Source organism: Hyalangium sp. (genome assembly GCF_035629615.1).
GTDB lineage: Bacteria > Myxococcota > Myxococcia > Myxococcales > Myxococcaceae > Hyalangium.
The window spans coordinates 1-15,489 of record NZ_DASPHO010000613.1; the positions used below are offsets into that span (position 1 = coordinate 1).

13 protein-coding genes and 1 pseudogene are annotated in these 15,489 nt (G+C 67.3%); 5 read left to right on the forward strand and 9 right to left on the reverse strand.

The genetic code is table 11. The features are described from left to right. Positions 1-136: 136 nt before the first annotated feature. Entirely contained in the window at positions 137-1,129 is a 993-nt protein-coding gene (locus VD972_RS31015) for a hypothetical protein (protein WP_324992394.1), read from the reverse strand. A 9-nt stretch (positions 1,130-1,138) separates the two neighbouring features. After that, positions 1,139-2,944: a vWA domain-containing protein gene (locus tag VD972_RS31020; protein ID WP_324992395.1), complete on the reverse strand. Its 1,806-nt coding sequence runs from the start codon at positions 2,942-2,944 to the stop codon at positions 1,139-1,141. Positions 2,945-3,572: 628 nt separating this feature from the next. Between VD972_RS31020 and VD972_RS31025 the strand changes: the two genes are divergently transcribed. The 3 genes from VD972_RS31025 to VD972_RS31035 all read left to right on the forward strand — a co-directional run bounded on the left by VD972_RS31025 (position 3,573) and on the right by VD972_RS31035 (position 7,856). After that, a complete protein-coding gene (locus tag VD972_RS31025) occupies positions 3,573-5,210 on the forward strand; it encodes a serine/threonine-protein kinase (RefSeq protein ID WP_324992396.1) in 1,638 nt (545 codons plus the stop codon). A gap of 100 nt (positions 5,211-5,310) precedes the next feature. Further along, positions 5,311-5,745, forward strand: a complete 435-nt coding sequence (locus VD972_RS31030) for a hypothetical protein (RefSeq protein WP_324992397.1) — start codon at positions 5,311-5,313, stop codon at positions 5,743-5,745. 2 nt (positions 5,746-5,747) lie between these two features. Next, positions 5,748-7,856, forward strand: coding sequence for a hypothetical protein (locus VD972_RS31035; protein ID WP_324992398.1), 2,109 nt, complete (start codon positions 5,748-5,750; stop codon positions 7,854-7,856). Positions 7,857-8,170: 314 nt separating this feature from the next. Here VD972_RS31035 and VD972_RS31040 read toward each other — a convergent pair whose 3' ends face one another. The 3 genes from VD972_RS31040 to VD972_RS31050 form a co-directional block, all read right to left on the reverse strand. Then, positions 8,171-8,938, reverse strand: a complete 768-nt coding sequence (locus tag VD972_RS31040; protein WP_324992399.1) for an SIR2 family NAD-dependent protein deacylase — start codon at positions 8,936-8,938, stop codon at positions 8,171-8,173. Positions 8,939-9,006: 68 nt separating this feature from the next. After that, entirely contained in the window at positions 9,007-9,696 is a 690-nt protein-coding gene (locus VD972_RS31045; protein WP_324992400.1) for a discoidin domain-containing protein, read from the reverse strand. 126 nt (positions 9,697-9,822) lie between these two features. Then, on the reverse strand, positions 9,823-11,058 hold the full coding sequence (locus VD972_RS31050; RefSeq protein WP_324992401.1) for an FAD-dependent monooxygenase: 1,236 nt from the start codon (positions 11,056-11,058) through the stop codon (positions 9,823-9,825). Positions 11,059-11,149: 91 nt separating this feature from the next. Here VD972_RS31050 and VD972_RS31055 point away from each other — a divergent pair, with 91 nt between their 5' ends. Beyond that, positions 11,150-12,466 (forward strand): amidohydrolase family protein, encoded by a 1,317-nt coding sequence (locus VD972_RS31055; RefSeq protein ID WP_324992402.1) that lies wholly within the window; start codon positions 11,150-11,152, stop codon positions 12,464-12,466. A gap of 62 nt (positions 12,467-12,528) precedes the next feature. After that, positions 12,529-12,789 (forward strand): hypothetical protein, encoded by a 261-nt coding sequence (locus VD972_RS31060; RefSeq protein ID WP_324992403.1) that lies wholly within the window; start codon positions 12,529-12,531, stop codon positions 12,787-12,789. A gap of 57 nt (positions 12,790-12,846) precedes the next feature. Here VD972_RS31060 and VD972_RS31065 read toward each other — a convergent pair whose 3' ends face one another. The 4 genes and pseudogenes from VD972_RS31065 to VD972_RS31080 form a co-directional block, all read right to left on the reverse strand. Further along, complete coding sequence (locus VD972_RS31065) at positions 12,847-13,521, reverse strand: hypothetical protein (RefSeq protein ID WP_324992404.1); 675 nt, start codon at positions 13,519-13,521, stop codon at positions 12,847-12,849. 106 nt (positions 13,522-13,627) lie between these two features. Then, complete coding sequence (locus VD972_RS31070; protein ID WP_324992405.1) at positions 13,628-14,038, reverse strand: nuclear transport factor 2 family protein; 411 nt, start codon at positions 14,036-14,038, stop codon at positions 13,628-13,630. Beyond that, a complete protein-coding gene (locus VD972_RS31075) occupies positions 14,035-15,090 on the reverse strand; it encodes an LLM class flavin-dependent oxidoreductase (RefSeq protein ID WP_324992406.1) in 1,056 nt (351 codons plus the stop codon). The genes VD972_RS31070 and VD972_RS31075 overlap by 4 nt, the downstream gene beginning before the upstream one ends. Then, positions 15,087-15,489, reverse strand: a pseudogene (locus tag VD972_RS31080) (hypothetical protein); the annotation flags it as partial. The pseudogene VD972_RS31080 and the gene VD972_RS31075, both read right to left, overlap by 4 nt.

Below are 15,489 nucleotides of genomic sequence, written 5' to 3' on the forward strand. Positions count from 1 at the left end.
AGCGCGGTGTCGCCAGATGGCCTCCCAGCGCGCCCGTGAGTCGGGGAGGGCCACGGGGCTCGAGGACGCGTCGCTCCAGAGGAGCCGCCCTTCACCATCAATGAGGAAGCACACCTCGCGTCGCATCGGGGGTTCCTCACGCATGCCGGAGGATGACGAGACGATCCGTGTCGATCGCCTCCTTGATGACGGAAGGAAGGCTCTCGAGCGTCACGAGATCATCACGTGGCGGGTGGCCCAGGCAGATGCCGGAGTCCACGACCTGGAGCGTGGCCATGCTCACCACGGAGATGAAGCGCTCGTCCATGAAGGTGAAGATGACCTCCAGGTTGCCATTGCCAAGCCCACGGGCGCTGCGCATTCGTGCCCCAGCGGCCTCCAGCGCCAGCTCGGCGCGCGCCACCGCGTCCACCTCCCCGCCCCTCCTCTGCCGGCCTCCCTGTCCCGCATGCTGCTCCCGCTGTGCGACGGCCTGCTGAGCAAGGAAGACCACCTGGCGTCGCCGCTGAAGCTCCATCATCTCGCGCGCGGCGAGCACACGCTCGGCGGCGAGGGCTCGCAGGGCTCGCTCCGCCTCGGGGCGTCCCAGCTCGGCGACCCGACCCAGGTGGGGGCGCAGCTCGGCGGGCGCCGCGGGGATGCCAAGCCGACGAGACTCCGCCTCCAGCACGGCGTAGCCGAAGGCCGCGCGCAGCGTGGCGGGCACGCCCTTGACCTGCGCCAGCGATGCGTCCTCCTCGAGCGCGCGCCGTGCCGCTTCTTCCGCTTCACTCTCGAAGTCGAGCGTGTCGAACAGCAGCTCTCCCGAGTGCCAGCGCCGGGCCCGGCAGGGAGAGAGCCGTGGCGGCTCCTCGGGAGGGAGGAAGTGGAGCCTCTCGGCGATGGCGCCTTCGCGCACGAGCCGCTCCCCCACGAGGTGTCCGCGCACGGCGGGCAGCGCCTCCAGGGCTTCGGGATCCGCGGGCCCAAGCGGGGTGGCGTCACGACCCTTGATGCGGAACCGGTACCACCCTGGGGCGGCGGGCTCGGCAGCGAGCCGCAGCCTCCGATCCGCGGCATGGAGAAAGGCGCCGCCCAGGTACGGCAGCACCCGCTCCTCTTCCTTACCCAGGAACTTCCGGTAGTCCACGCCCGTCTCCTACGCGGTGGCGCCCTTCGCCATGGCAGTGCCCGCGGGCGTGAGCGTGAGCAGGGGCGTGCGCATCACCCGCTCGACCCAGCCAGACTGCGGCGCGGCGCCTGCGGCCACCGGCGCGTCCATGAGTGCCTTGAGCACGCGCGGTACCTGGTAGGGATCATTGAAGCTGTCGACGGCGACCTCACTGAAGGGCACCTTGAGCTGGTTGGCGCCGCTCTTCACGGTGCTGCCGCGCGCATGCGACACGGAGACGAGCATCGCCATCGCCGCCACGGAGTAGCCGCACTCGCGGAAGGCGCGGGCGAACTGGTCCCCGGCCTCCCCTGCCTCATCGCCCACCACGATGACGATCAGCCGGGCTGTGGGCGGGAAGGTCACTCCGGACTGGTGCAGCGCACGCACGGCCGCGCCGTGCATGGTGCCTCCACTGGCCTTGATATCCTTGAGCATGTGCTGGACGGCGGTGCGCGACGGCGCCTTGGGACGCAGCACCGTACCCACGGTGTCGAAGGTGGCGATGTGCAGCTTGTCGAGCGGGAAGCCCGCGAGGATGCGCGTGAGCGCCTCCTTGGACTGCTCGATGGCGCCCTCCATGGAGCCGGACTTGTCGATGAGGAACATGACGCGCACGTCCGCCTCGTTCGTCGCCTCCGCTACCGCCTTGCGCGCCGCGTTGTCGCTCGCCTCCTCCAGCTTGTCGCGCAGCCCCTTGTTCCGGACATTCTTCGCCACGTTCAGCCCTCGCTGGTCCGTGGCCTCGGCCACCGCCTTCTCCCAGCGCGCGCGGATCTCCGGCTCAGCCATCAGCCCCAGTTCCTCCAGGGTGGGCGTCATCAGCCGCAGATCCCGATCCGACAGCGACGGCAGCAGCGCCACCATGATGGCAGGCGTGAGCCCCACGTCCTTCGGCAGCCGGCCCACCACCTCCTTATAGGTGAGCTTCTGCGTCTCGATCGCCTCGCAGATCTCCGCCTCAGAGAGCCCGTCGAAGCGCTCGCGCTTCTCCAGCTTCAGTCCGGTGAGCCCCACGCGGCGATGCCCCGCCGTCGACTGCTTCTGCTTCCAGCCCAGGACCTCGAAGAAGGCCTGCGACTCGGGCTTGTAGCCGGCCTTGCGTGCGATCTTCTTGATGGTCTCCTTGAAGCCCGCCTTCACCAGGCCCTCGAGCATGGCCGGGTTCTTCTCGCGGAGCGCCAGCCACTTGGTGGCCGCACGCTTCCACCGCCCGAGCGGCGCCTTCTTCGAGCCCGGGTCGGCGAAGCCGGCGCGGCGGTTGAGCGCGGCGATCTCGGGCGTCTCCAGCAGCTCGGCCACACGGAGCACCCCCTTGGGGGTGAGCATGCGCGTGGACTTCTTCTCGTAGTGCAGGAGCATCGCCTCGCCGATGGTGCGGAAGTCATCGTCATGGAAGGCGACGGAGCCGTCGTCCTCTCGCACGGGCTGGCCCGAGCGGCTCTGCACCAGCATCAAGGCAGCGCACGCCACCTTCAGGTCGCGCCACTCGGTCTGGGTCAGCGCGTACGAGGCGAAGTGCGCCATCAGGTCCTGGTTGAGCTGGTAGATCTCCAGCAGGCGCCGGTAGAGGTTGACGGCGGCCGGGACGAAGAGCCCTGGTGGGATACGCACCGCGTTGGCGGGCACCGCCGCGCCTCGCGCCCTGGGAGCGGGCTGCCAGACGCTGCGGACATTGAGGCCTGGGCGGTTGTGCCACAGGTGAGCCGAGGCGCTCAGAACCAGGTCGAGCAGCTTCTCGGCGGGGCCCAGCTGGGCCTCCGGGAGCAGCGTCGGGTTGCGCGGGGTGTTCATGGGGAGCCTCCGGGCGGGCAGTCTCCCCGAAACACGGCCTGGCGCGCGACCCTTTCTGCTGCAGCCGGTGTGGAAGAAGGATGCACCCGAGTGAAGAAGCCTTGTTTTTAGACCCGCGCTCTACCGCTGAGCTATCTCCCGGTATGGTCGGGAGAGCCGGATTCGAACCGGCGGCATCGAGTTCCCAAGTGCTTGTATGGCCTCTTCGGCCGGACGCGAATTCGTCAGAAAAAATTGAAACGCCCGAGTGGGGAAGCCGTTGACGTCTCGAGTCGAAGTCGAGTGCCTATCCGTTAGGCTATCCCGTCATAATGGTGACGGGAGTTGGAGTCGAACCAACATAAGGGCTTGTATGGCCTCTCCGGCCGGGCGCTTCAAAACCGTTCGCGAGCTGCGCAGCGTGACGCTGTCACCCTCTCGCCTATAGGACCAAGGACGCAGCGGCCTCTGGGGACCTGACAGCGCATTTGATCTTCAGGGCTCCTTTCTGGGCTGGGGCTGAGGTAGACTCGGGACAGGTCCGTCAAGCGAGAACTCCGTGGCGCAGCAACAGCCACATTCCGTGAAGTGCCCTTCCTGCGGCAAGCAGCTGCCGTCGGGTACGGCGTTCTGTCCTTCAGATGGCCACATGCTCATACCCGCTCCGCCGCCGGAGTCCCGGACGGATCCGCTCCTGGGCTCTCACGTCAGCGAGTACGTCATCCAGGAGCGAATTGGCGCGGGGGGTATGGGCATCGTCTACCGCGCCGTCCAGCCGCTGATCGGCAAGCAGGTCGCCATCAAGATCCTGAAGGCGGACATCACGGTGGCCCGGGAGCTGGTCCAGCGGCTGCTGGTGGAGGCGCGGGTCGTCAACGCCATCCAGCACCGGGGCGTCATCGACATCTTCGGCTTCGGGCAGCTGCCCGACGGTCGGCCGTATGTGGTGATGGAGCTGCTCCAGGGCGTGTCGCTCTCCACCTTCATCCGGAAGCGCAAGCGCCTCCCCGCCGAGGAGGCCGTGGCCATCCTGGACGAGATGCTCGCCGCGCTCGGAGCCGCGCACCGCGGAGGTGTCATTCACCGAGATCTGAAGCCCGGCAATGTCTTCCTGGTGGAGAACTCGGAGGGCGAGCGCTCCGTCAAGCTGCTCGACTTCGGCATCGCCAAGGTGGCGGAGTTCCGGCCCTCTCGCCCGCTGACGATGGAGGGCCACATCCTCGGGACTCCCGAGTACATGGCCCCCGAGCAGGTCCGCGGCGAGAAGGTAGGCCCCACCTCGGACCTCTACGCCATGGGTGTGATCGCGTTCCAGATGCTCACGGGCCGGCTGCCGTTCCTCGGCGAACAGACGCGCGTGCTCGTGGCGCAGATGGAGGAGAAACCACCGGCGCTGTCCAGCCTGGTCCCGGACGTGCCCAAGGTGCTCGAGACCATCGTGATGCGGCTGCTCGCCAAGGCCCCCGCGAGTCGGTACGCGTCCGCGGAGGTGGTGCGGCGGGAGCTGAGCACCCTGCTGCCGCCGCGAGTGAGCGGCCTGGCGGTAGCCACCGGAGAGACTCGCGGTTCAGCCAACGAGCCTCCTACCCTGTCCCTGAGATCTGATGGACGGCGCACGATAGAAGTGCCGATGCTGGCCGACTCCGCGCAGGAGACCGAGCCCCTCACCGCGGATTTCAGCCCTCCTGTCGCGCATGTGTCGCGACCGGCGAAGCCCCGATGGCTCGTGGCAGCGGTAGGAGCGACAGCTCTCGCAGCATCCGCAGGAGTCGTGGGCTTCAAGGTGCTCCATCGGTCGCCTTCAGCCATCGTCTCCAGTCCTGCTCCCCAGGTCCCGACTCCGCCCGCACCTCAACCCTCGGAGCCTTCATCCCCGCCGGCTCAGCCCGTGGCGCTCGCAGCGTCCGCGCCGGAGGAGGGGTCAAAGCGCCAGCGAGTGGAGGTGTCCAGGCCTCAGCTCGAAGCCGCCCCCCAGGCGAAGCCTTCCCCGGGTACTCCCCCTGCACGAAAGGCGATCGCCCGACCGACTCCACCGAAGTCAGGCAGCCCCACTCGAGCGGCCTCTGCGACTCCAGGCCTTGACCAGCCCACTTTGATGGTGCGGCTCCTGGACGCCGAGGGTCGGTTGCTCAAGATCAACCCCACGGCATGCCCTGTCACTTCTCCCGCCATGGCCCGCCTGCGAGAGCTCCAGGCTCAGGCCCGTGAGGCTGGGACGAACGAGGCGCGCTTGAAGGTGGTAGGCCTGCTCGCCGAGTGGGAACAGAAGTTCATGGCTCAGCCCTGAGCCTTCGCGCGTTGCCGCCTGGCCCCCGGTGAATTGACCTGAACTTCACAATCCATGGGGGTTCTCCTAGTCTCCCGCCTCCGCTCTCTCAGGAGGCTCCTTGCGCATTCGTTACCTGGTTGCCGCGTGCGGCCTGGTGTTCATGGTCACCCGCTGCGGAGGCCCTGAGCCGATACCGGCCATGAACCTCTTCGCCCTCCCAAGGGTCATTCACGACCAGGGCGCCAAGTCGACGATCAGCGTTGAAGTCTTCGACGACCAGAAGCAGAAACGCGCGGGGAACGTGAGCATCAGCGCCACCGCGGGCTCCTTCCAGGGAGCGGCCAACACCGCCAGTCTGGAGCTGAGCAATGAAGGGTTCGGCGAGCTGGAGTACACCTGCGTCAAGGCGACGGACCCCAACTGCACCGGCCCTGTGAGGCTCGAGGCGCGCTGGAGCCAGGGCGAGGAGTTCCTCGTGCAGGTCATCCGGGTTGACGTGGTGCCAGCCGACGGTGGTGTACGAGATGGTGGCGTGCGAGACGGAGGGCCGTGATCATGATCACCTACGAGCGGAAGCTCTGGACTGAGTCGTACAGGCTCATCGTCGCTGCAGGCATGATGGCCCTCGCGGGGACACTCGCCGGCTGCCAGTCGCAGGAAGTCGTCAACGAGGAGCCCATCCTCGAGTTGCTCATCAGGCCCACCTCCATCAGCGACCGCGGTGAGGAAGCGGACATCCAGGTGACGACGCTCGACGAGTTCGACCGGCCGGGAAGAGGTGACGTGGTGCTCGAGGCCACGCATGGGCAGTTCTCGAATGGAGAGCGGACCATCACCGTCACACTCGACTCCAGCGGAACGGCCTGGGCGGTCTATCACTGCAACGTCTTCGAGGACGAAGAGTGCTTCGGCTCCATCTCCGTGAGCGCGAGCTGGCAGAACCCGGGTTCCGCGCTGGCGACCACGGACAAGAAGATCACCATCGAAGGGTGCGGCCGGCCCAACGCTGGCAACCCGACAATCGTGCGCAAGTGCGCACCCGCCGCCGCCACCGAGTGCAGCGGGGAGATCGACACCTTCCTCACGGGGGCCAGCGTGAGCGCCTCCCGCCTTAACGGTGCGTCCGGCAACGGCTTCGATGACGACTGTGACGGCTTGGTGGACGAGGGGTGCAGCTGTCCGGGCAATGGGCAGACGAAGGAGTGCTACCTAGTGCCAGCCACCCAGGTGGCCGCGGACACCGGGCTGCCGGTCAACTGGTGTGCCACCAACTCCAAGGGCTCCGTGGACTGCGCCGGGGAGCAGCAGACGGTGTGGACCGGCGTGTGCCGTGGCGCGCAGCCTCCGGCCGAGAATGACTCGTGCTCCGAGGGTGACTTCAACTGTGACGGCCTCCAGTCCAACAACCCCTTGTCCGGGTGCCGCTGCGCCTCCGCGGTGAAGTGCCCGACCGACCCGATCGTCAAGGCTCCCTTCCCGGACCCGCGCAACCTCGCGCCGATCGAAGGCTTCCAGTGGATCACCGACGCGAGCAAGCGGGCGCTCGCCACCAACTGGACGTGGACCGTGGTCGGAGGGGATTGCGACAACGTGCTGCCGTTCCCCACCTTCGGCCTCTTCAAGGGCAAGGACACGACGCTCACGGGCGCGCGCATCGGCACGAGGAAGCCTGTGCGCTACGACACCGCGAAGAGCCCGCCCCGCTACGCGGAGCAGGCACAGTCCAAGCTGGCGGCGCTGCAGGCCCTCACCGGGACTGGCCTGGCGGGGGGGGTGGTGTACCCGGCCTTCGGACTCTCGGGCGACTACATCGTCCAGGGCGAGTTCGACCTCAATGGCACCCACTTCGTGTGCACGCAGAAGGTGCAGGTGCGGGCACCCGGCCTGCGGGCCGAGATGTGCTGGGACTCGGTGGGCTTCGATGACGTGGACCTTCACTTCGCACGCTTGCAGGAGTCGCAGTGCACCTCGAACGTTTGGGACGAGACCTGCAATGACCAGGACTGCTTCTGGGCCAACGAGAATCCCAACTGGGATTACGTGACGTCACCCGACTCAGCCTGCCGCGGTTGGTCGTCCAGGCGCGTGGGGGCGTGCACCAACCCACGGCTCGACAGGGACGTCGTCAGGTGTGATCGAAACAACTCGGACCCGAACAACGCCAACTTCTGCGGCCCCGAGAACATCAACATTGATAATCCCCGCAACGGAGACCGCTTCGTCGTGGGCGTGAACTACTTCGGCAGCCGTACCAACCCGCCCCTCGCCCACCCCCACGTCAACATCTACTGCAATGGGGAGCGCGTGCTGTCGGCTGGCTACAACCCTGTCACCGGCCAGCTGAACTACCCAGCCCTGCTCACGGCCGGAGGGGACACCGGGGGTGACTACTGGACCGTTGCGACAGTGCAGACCACCGTCACGGGCGGCAACCTGGTGGGCTGCGCGGTGGAGACCATTCCCTCTCGGTACGCAGACCCGACGCGGGATGGGCCTCCCTCCGCGACTGGGGGAGCCGACTTCTGCGTGGACTCGACGCGCAACGCCACGCCCGCTCCGAATACGTTCAACTACGTGAGCCATCAGTTCGTGGACGCCAACTCGAGCCAGGGGCTCGCCGAGGGGGCCATCCCCCAGACCCGCGAGCAGTGGTGCAAGCACTGAGACGCGCCCGCTGACCGCGGCACGGCTTGAGGTAATACTCGGGTTCATGATCACGGCGTGGCGGAGCGGGCGCTCGCGGCCTGCGTTGGCACCTTCGGCATCCACCCCCAGTCGGTGTCGTCGATCCGCCTCAAGGGCGTGGAGGTCTTCATCTACGACAGGCAGACGTGGTGGAACGACTGGCGCGGGTTCGCTTCATCGGTCGGTTCGCATCCGGGCCTGCTGCAGCCAGGGTTCCAGGGACAGCCTCTGATTCGTCCTGGACTCACGGGAGCCTCAGCCTTCTGGCAGCGGCTCCTTGTCCTGCCGAGCTGCTACTCACCGAGCAGCACCGACAGGAGGTGCTCGGCGCGCCCCAGGATCTCCACGTCGAAGTCAGGGTGGCGAGGCTGCATGGGCGTGAGGTTCACCAGGAGGGTCCAGGCCCCCGCGTACCGGGCGCCTCGGACGAAGTTCGCCGCGGGTGCCACCGTCCCAGAGGTCCCGATCGCGAGGAAGAGGTCGCACTCGCGCAGGGCTTTCTTGGCCGCCCACTCGGCATCCACGGGGAGCGGTTCGTCGAACAAGGTGATATCGGGGCGAAGGGGCTGACCGCATCTTCCGCACGCGGGCGCCTGCGCATGCTCGGACAGGTCCTCGAACGCGCTCAGCGTGCAGTCCGGGCTGCCGCAGCGCGTGCGCAGCAATGAGCCATGGAGCTCGACGACATCGCGGCTCCCCGCCCGGAGGTGCAGCCCGTCCACGTTCTGCGTCAAGAGGGTGAAGGACTGGCCTTCAGGACGGCGGGCCTCCCAGGCCGCCAGCGCAAGGTGAGCGGCGTTGGGGTTCGCGGCGCGAGCATGACCGCGCAGCGGGCTGAAGAGGGACCAGAGGCGCGAGGGCTCACGCGCGAACATGGCAGCGTTGGGTACTTCCTCCATTCCGGGGCGTGTCCAGAGCCCTCCTGGGCCTCGGTAGGTAGGCAGCCCCGAGGCAACGGAGATCCCCGCGCCGGTGAGGATCACGACGTGGCGCCACGATCCCGCCTGCAGCCGGGTGCGTAGCTCCTGCAGTTCTGCATCGCTGGTGAGCAGGTCGGACATTCTCGGTCCAGTCTATGCCGGGCGCTCCTCCCTGGGCATGCTCCGCGCCCATAGGCCTCACCGATGGCTCACTTCGAGGGGGGCGCTCGCCGAACATGGAGCGTCACCGCTGACATGCAGGTGTCCGAGTACTTGTCGCCGGCATGGGTGGAGCGCAGCTCCAGGCGAACCTTCTGGGCCTTCACCGGCACGGGCAGCACCACGGTGTAGCGCTCGCCCGCGCCAATGCGGTCGTCCTGGCTGGTGACGCAGGTCTCGTCTCCACACGGCCCGTCCTCGACACTCGTCCCCTCAGTGGGGTTCTCCTCGAGGACGGTCATGACGTGATCGGGAAGGGCCACCTCGAAGCGCTGGTTCCCTATCTCCAGCACCACTTCATGAGGCCGTGCGTTGCCGTTCGCCCGGCGCATGTCCTTGGCGTAGAAAGGCACCACCTCCAGCGCCGCCACCTCCTGGGGCGTCTGGAGCTCGAACATCACGGACTCGCCCACGCCGTCCTTCTTGGCTCCCTCGCACCACGCGGTGGCGTTCTCGCCGTCGACGAGCCGCTCGGGCCCATGGCACGTGCGCTTAGAGCCCTTGCCTTCGCACAGAGTCGAGGAGGCCTGCACCTTCAGCTCCTTGGAAGGCACCGCCTGGGTTCCTGAGGGGGACGTGTGACCAGGCCCCGTCGCCTTCAGCTTCGTGGGGGCGGTGGGCTCGGTGGCCAGCACGACAAGAGGCATCATCAGAGCGAGGGTGAACGACAGGCGGTGCATGGACATCCTCCTCCCAGAGCATAGACAGAAGCTGAGTGCTGCCGGAACGGAGCTTGGATCGGGGAAGCCAACGGGGGAATCACGCCCCCCGTGACGAGCGCCTGCGTAACGGAGCTCGTCGCCATTCTACGCCTCGGGAGCCTGCGACAGCCGGGCAGGCTCGACGGCCTTCAGATACTTCGGCTCGGCAGGGGCAATGCCGTGCCCGGCGCGGAACTTCCTGGCCATCAAGGGCATGGCCAAGGACAGCATGGAGAACATGATGTGCAGCACGGGAGCCGGCTTCATCACCATCTGCGCCGCTCGGGTCTGAGCGGCCTGAAGAACGGCTATCTCGGGCTGGCGTTCGTCCTGGATGCGCTGCAACAGCGCCGCGTCTACCGGCCCCTCCTGCTGGAGCCTGGGAATCAGATGGTTGGCAGCCACGAACGTGTCGCGGATGGCGACATTCAATCCCTGCCCTCCTGACGGAGACATGGTGTGCGCCGCGTCGCCGAGGAAGAGAACCCCGGGAGCGTGCCAGGAGTTCACCCGATCCACGATGATCTTCAACACCTGGGATTCGGTGTTCGGGCCGAGCCTGGCATCCACGAGCCGGCGAACCCCCGCGCCCAGGGTGGGCAACAAGGCGCTGCGCAGCTCGGGCAGGTTCTTGCGCAGGCGGCCCAGGTCTCCTGGAGCGCTGTAGGCGATGTGGAGGCGCTTCGCGCTCGAGGGTTGCAGCACGGTCACCACCCCCTTGCCGAACATGTGCACGTCCACCGAGTCCGGAAGCGCGTCGGGCGCATCCGTGAAGTCGAAGCGCAGCCATAAGGCGTCCGCGGTGCTCGGAAATAGCTCGGTCTCGAGCCCACAGGACTTTCGGAGTGCGCTGTTCCGCCCGTTGCAGATGATGAAGAGATCGCCCTCCACCTTGCCTTCGGCCCCGGCCTGGCGCGTCTTCAGCGCCACCACGCGCTCCTCGCGCTGAATCGCTTCGAGGACAGTGGTTCCGAAGTCCAGCCGGTAGTTCGGAAAGGTGCTGCAGAGCTCATGCAGCAGGCCCAGGAAGCCAGGCTGTGAGACGACCGCACCGATCTCGACAGGGGCGGGAATCTGAACCCTCCGCTTGAGCCCGACGAACATCCGGCGCTCGACGTGGGGCAGGACCAGACCGCGTTCGAGCAGGATGCGGAGGATGCCCGCTCTCTCGAGCTGCTCGATCACCGAGCGCTGCATCAGCTCACCCCGGAACTCGCGCTTGAAGTCTGGATGGTGCTCGAGCACGCGAACCTGCACGCCATGGGAGACCAGCTGGTAGGCGAGCATCATGCCCGCGGGGCCGGCGCCGACGATGACGACTTCTGGATGCTTCTGAGCCATTCAGCTCAACCCTACCTCATCGGTCTCCCTCCGACTCACGGCGGTGACGTTTACGTTAATGTCGCGAAGAATCCTTTTTGTTGGAGGGGTCATGAGGATGTGGGTCCCAGTGTTGTCGTCGCTCCTCCTGGCCGGGAGCGCCGCGGCGCAGCCTTCTTCCCAGGAGACGCCGAAGAAGCCGCTGGTCATCCGCGCCGCTCGGCTGCTCGATGTGCGCACCGGCACCTTCATCAAGAACCCTGTCATCGTCATCGAGAACGAGCGGATCTCCACGGTGGGCCCGGGGCTGCCGCTTCCCGAGGGAGCGGAGGTGATCGAGCTCGGTGGAGCGACGGTGCTGCCAGGGCTGATCGACTGTCACACGCACCTGCTGGCGCGGATGCCCGGCACCCGCGAGGGCTATGCCCAGGATCTGTTCACCAAGTCCCACGCCCTCCGAGCCCTGGAGGGGGCGGCGAACGCCCGGGCCACGCTGCGCGCCGGCTTTACGACCGTCCGGGATGTCGAGAATGAAGGGGCCGGGTACGCGGACGTCGCGCTGCGAGACGCCATCCGCCAGGGGCTGGTGGAAGGACCCAGGATGCTGGTGGCCACCCGAGCGATTGCTGCCATCGGGAGCTATCAACCCTTTGGCCTCTCGCCCGATCTGAAGGACCCTCCCACCGGCGCTCAGCCCATCAGTGGCGTCGAGGAGGCGCGCCGCGCGGCCCGGGAGCAGCTCGCCCACGGTGCGGACCTCCTCAAGCTCTACGCTGACTGGGATCATCCGACGCTCACCATCGAGGAGATGCGGGTCATGATCGAGGAGGCGCACAAGGCCCGCCGCAAGGTGGCTGTCCACGCCGTGTCCAGCGAAGGCATCCGCAATGCCCTGGCGGCCGGCGCGGACTCGATCGAGCACGGCCACCAGGCGGATCGCGCGGCGCTGGAGCTGATCCACAAGAAGGGGGCCTTCCTTGTCCCGACCATCGGCTTTTCGGAGGTGGCCATGGAGGATGCCCCCAACGAGGGGGCGCGTCAGTTCCGCGATGCGAAGCGGCAGTCCTTGCGCAAGATGGTGGGGCTCGCCCACAAGCTCGGCGTGAAGATCGTCAGCGGATTCGACGCGGGCACGGCCCGTGATCAAGGGCGGAACGCCTTGGAGGTGGTGGCGCTCCACCGGGCCGGGCTGCCGCCCATCGAGGCGATCCGGGCGGCCACCTCGCGGGCCGCGGAACTGCTCGGGCTGCAGGAGCACGTCGGCACGGTGGAGCCAGGAAGGTATGCCGACTTGATCGCTCTCTCTGGGGATCCGCTAGCGGACGTGACAGAGCTGCAGCGCGTACGGTTCGTGATGAAGGGAGGCGCCGTGGTCCGCAACGAGCTCACCGCCTCCGCTCCTGTCCCGGCACGCCCCACTTCCAAGTAGCCGATCTTCCAGAAGCTCACCAGCTCGCACCCGCGCTGGAGCTGAAGGCCGTGGGCTTCGCCATGGACGAAGCGCGCGAGGCCGCCTGGAGGTTCGCGCAGAAGCTGGCCTTCCTCCCGCTCCAGCAGCAGGTGTCCGCGATGGCCACGCGCGACACCGAGGTGGCGATCCTCGGGGACCTGGTCCTGGCCCGCAATCCGATCTTTCAGCTCATCCACTCACGGGAGATCACCGACGTTCCCGGGAACATCCGCCTGCTGGCTCAGGGCGAGTTCGAGCTCGCCGTCCCACCCCAGGCGGCCGTCGCCGCGAAGGCCGGCTAACAGCAGAAGCCTCGCCATCTCCATGGCGAGGCTCCTCGTCGAAGCCAGCGGCGGAGATCAGCGCGCCTTGGTGGCCCGCTTCCCGCCCGCGCGGCCAGACCCCACCTTGTAAGGGTACAGCTCGGAGTCCTGGATGATCTCCAGCCTGTTGCCCGAGGAGAGCGAGGCCAGCCGCTGCATGAGATACTGCCGGCTTGGCGGCATGGTGGCCTTGGTAGGCAGCTCGTAGTCAGTGGCAATGACCCCCTTGAGCTTCTTGCCCTCCTTGGTGGCCCACTGCATGGGGAACTCGCCGGACAGCTTCCCGGCTCCCTGCGGGGCCCAGGTCTCTACCACGGAGCTCACGCTCTCCAGCGCCGGGATGTCCACCTCTCCCTCGATGGTGAACTTGCTCATGACATTGCTCGCCTGCTTGTCATGCCGTGTCGTCACGATGATCCGGCTCCCATCCTCGAGCGTCAGCGTCCGCCGGTAGTGGTAGGACAGCCCCTTGAACGGGTTGATCGCACCCTCCATGGGACGGTGGACGCTGGGGTACCCCAACATCAAGAAGGCGTTGAGGAGCAGCAGGTCCATCTTCGGGGGAAGCTGGGTACAGACATAGGACCCTCGGGAGAAGCCGTTGCCATCCTGAAATCCCGTGCCCTTCAGGGAGAACTTCACTCCGTTGAGCCTGCCACCCATGGTGGCCTCAAAGGTTCCGCCTCTACCGCTCTTCTTCACTGGGCTCATGCGTCACGCTCCTTCGCCCCATCGGGGACAAGTCCCCGTGAGACCGAGGCCACCGGCATTGGCGGCCTGGGCGATTGTGCCCTGCTCTCCAGGGAAGCGGTCATGATTATCGCTCCTCACCCTCCCGGAACGCCTCGCTCACGGCGGCCGTGTCTCCAAAGACACGGATGGAGGCGGCCTTGCCCTCCCGCAGCGTCCAGACGTGCACCCAGGCATTCTCATAGGTGCGGCCCGTGGGTTTGACGCGCACCTTCTCCAAGCCGAGCACCACCACCTGCTCTCCCTGGGCGATGAACTCTCGCGGCTCGAATGCCAGAGACTCGCTCGAGGCCTTGATCGCGCTCACGAACCGCCGGATGCCCTCATGTCCCCTGAACTCGCCCGCCAGGGGGACATGGGCCGGGTACGGGTTGGCCCAGACGATGTCCGCCGTGAACCCGGCCAGCACAGCCCCGAGGTCCCCACGGTCATACGCCGCGTACACGTCCTTCACTGCTCTCAGATTGGACTCGATCATGCCAGGCTCGCGGCGGCCCGGAGCTCCGTGCCAGGCGCCCGCCCTCCGGGTGGCACGAGCGTCGCGGCCTCCTTCAGCGCCAGGTCGATGTGGTGGAACTCCTCCTCGTGCGGAGGGACGTCCAGGATGAGGGTGTCGAGCCCCCGCTGCACCAACGAGTTGATGAGCGCGGCCACCTGGGCATGGCTGCCCACGAAGTAGGGACAGTCTGCCTTGAAGTTGCGGAAGGGCTCCAGCCAGAAGCCCTGCCGTGCCACGGCGGATCCCTCCGCGACCATCTTCATCCGCCACTTCCACTCGGCGTCGGTGTTCCGCATGGAGATTTCGAGCACGCTCTGCCCCAGGGGATCCTCGGGGAACAGGGCGCGTGCGGCCTCCCAGGCCTCTGCCTCGTGCGGACGGGTGATGATGCCGAAGTGGACGCCTCGCACGCCCGCGCGCAGTCCCTGCTCCAGCGTCGCCGGCAGCATCTGCATGCTCACCGCACCGAGCGCCCCCGCCGTCCGCAGGGCCGCCTCCGACTGTCCCGCCAGCAGCAGGCCGGGCTGCAGCGCCTCGGGGGTCCTCGGCAGGAGCTGCAGGTTGGAGACACGGTAGTACTTCCCCTCGTACGTCACCGAGGGCTCGGCGAGCAGCCGCTTCAGCACCTCGGCGTACTCGCGCAGCCGATCGTACCGCTCATCATGCGGCAGCCGATCATCCATGGACTGCTGGTAGCTGAGCGCCGCCCCTGTGACGAGGTTGAGGTACGTCCGGCGCCCGTAGAGGTGAGCGAACGAGGAGACGAACTTCGCCGCCGTGAACGGGTGCATGTAGATGGGGTTGATGGCCACCAGCGGCGAGAGCTGCTTCGTCCCGGCCAGCACCCGCTGCGCCACCACCCAGGGCTCGATGAGGACGTCGTTCCCCGTGAAGATGAGCAGGCCGGTATAGCCGTAGCGGTCGCTCAGCTGCATGACGGTCTCGATATTCTTCCAGTACAGCGCTTCATCCGGGGTGCGGGGGCTGACCGTGAAGAGCTCCACCGCGCCATGAGCCAGTTCGAGTTTCATGCTGCCTCCTGCCGGGAGTGCGAGGGCCCCACCGGAATGGAGCGGCCCGAGCGCGCGGCAATGTGGGAGGCGAGGAAGGCGGCATCCCGCCCCACGCCTCCGAGAAGAGAAGAGTTGACCCGGTGCAGCCACTTGAGGCCGAGGAAGTAGAGCCCTGGGTGCGCGGTGACGCCCCGCGTATGGACGGGCTTGCCGCCCGCATCGAGCACGGGCACCTGCAACCAGGAGTAGTCCGGGCGGAAGCCGGTGGCCCAGACGATGGCGTCCACCTCCAGCGCGCCCCCCTCCACGAAGGTGACGCGGTGCCCCTCCACCTCCTTCACCCGCGGCCGCAGCACGAGGCCATGCGCGCGCGCCAGCTCCTCAGGCCTCAGGCCGATGATGCCATCCGGCCCCTGG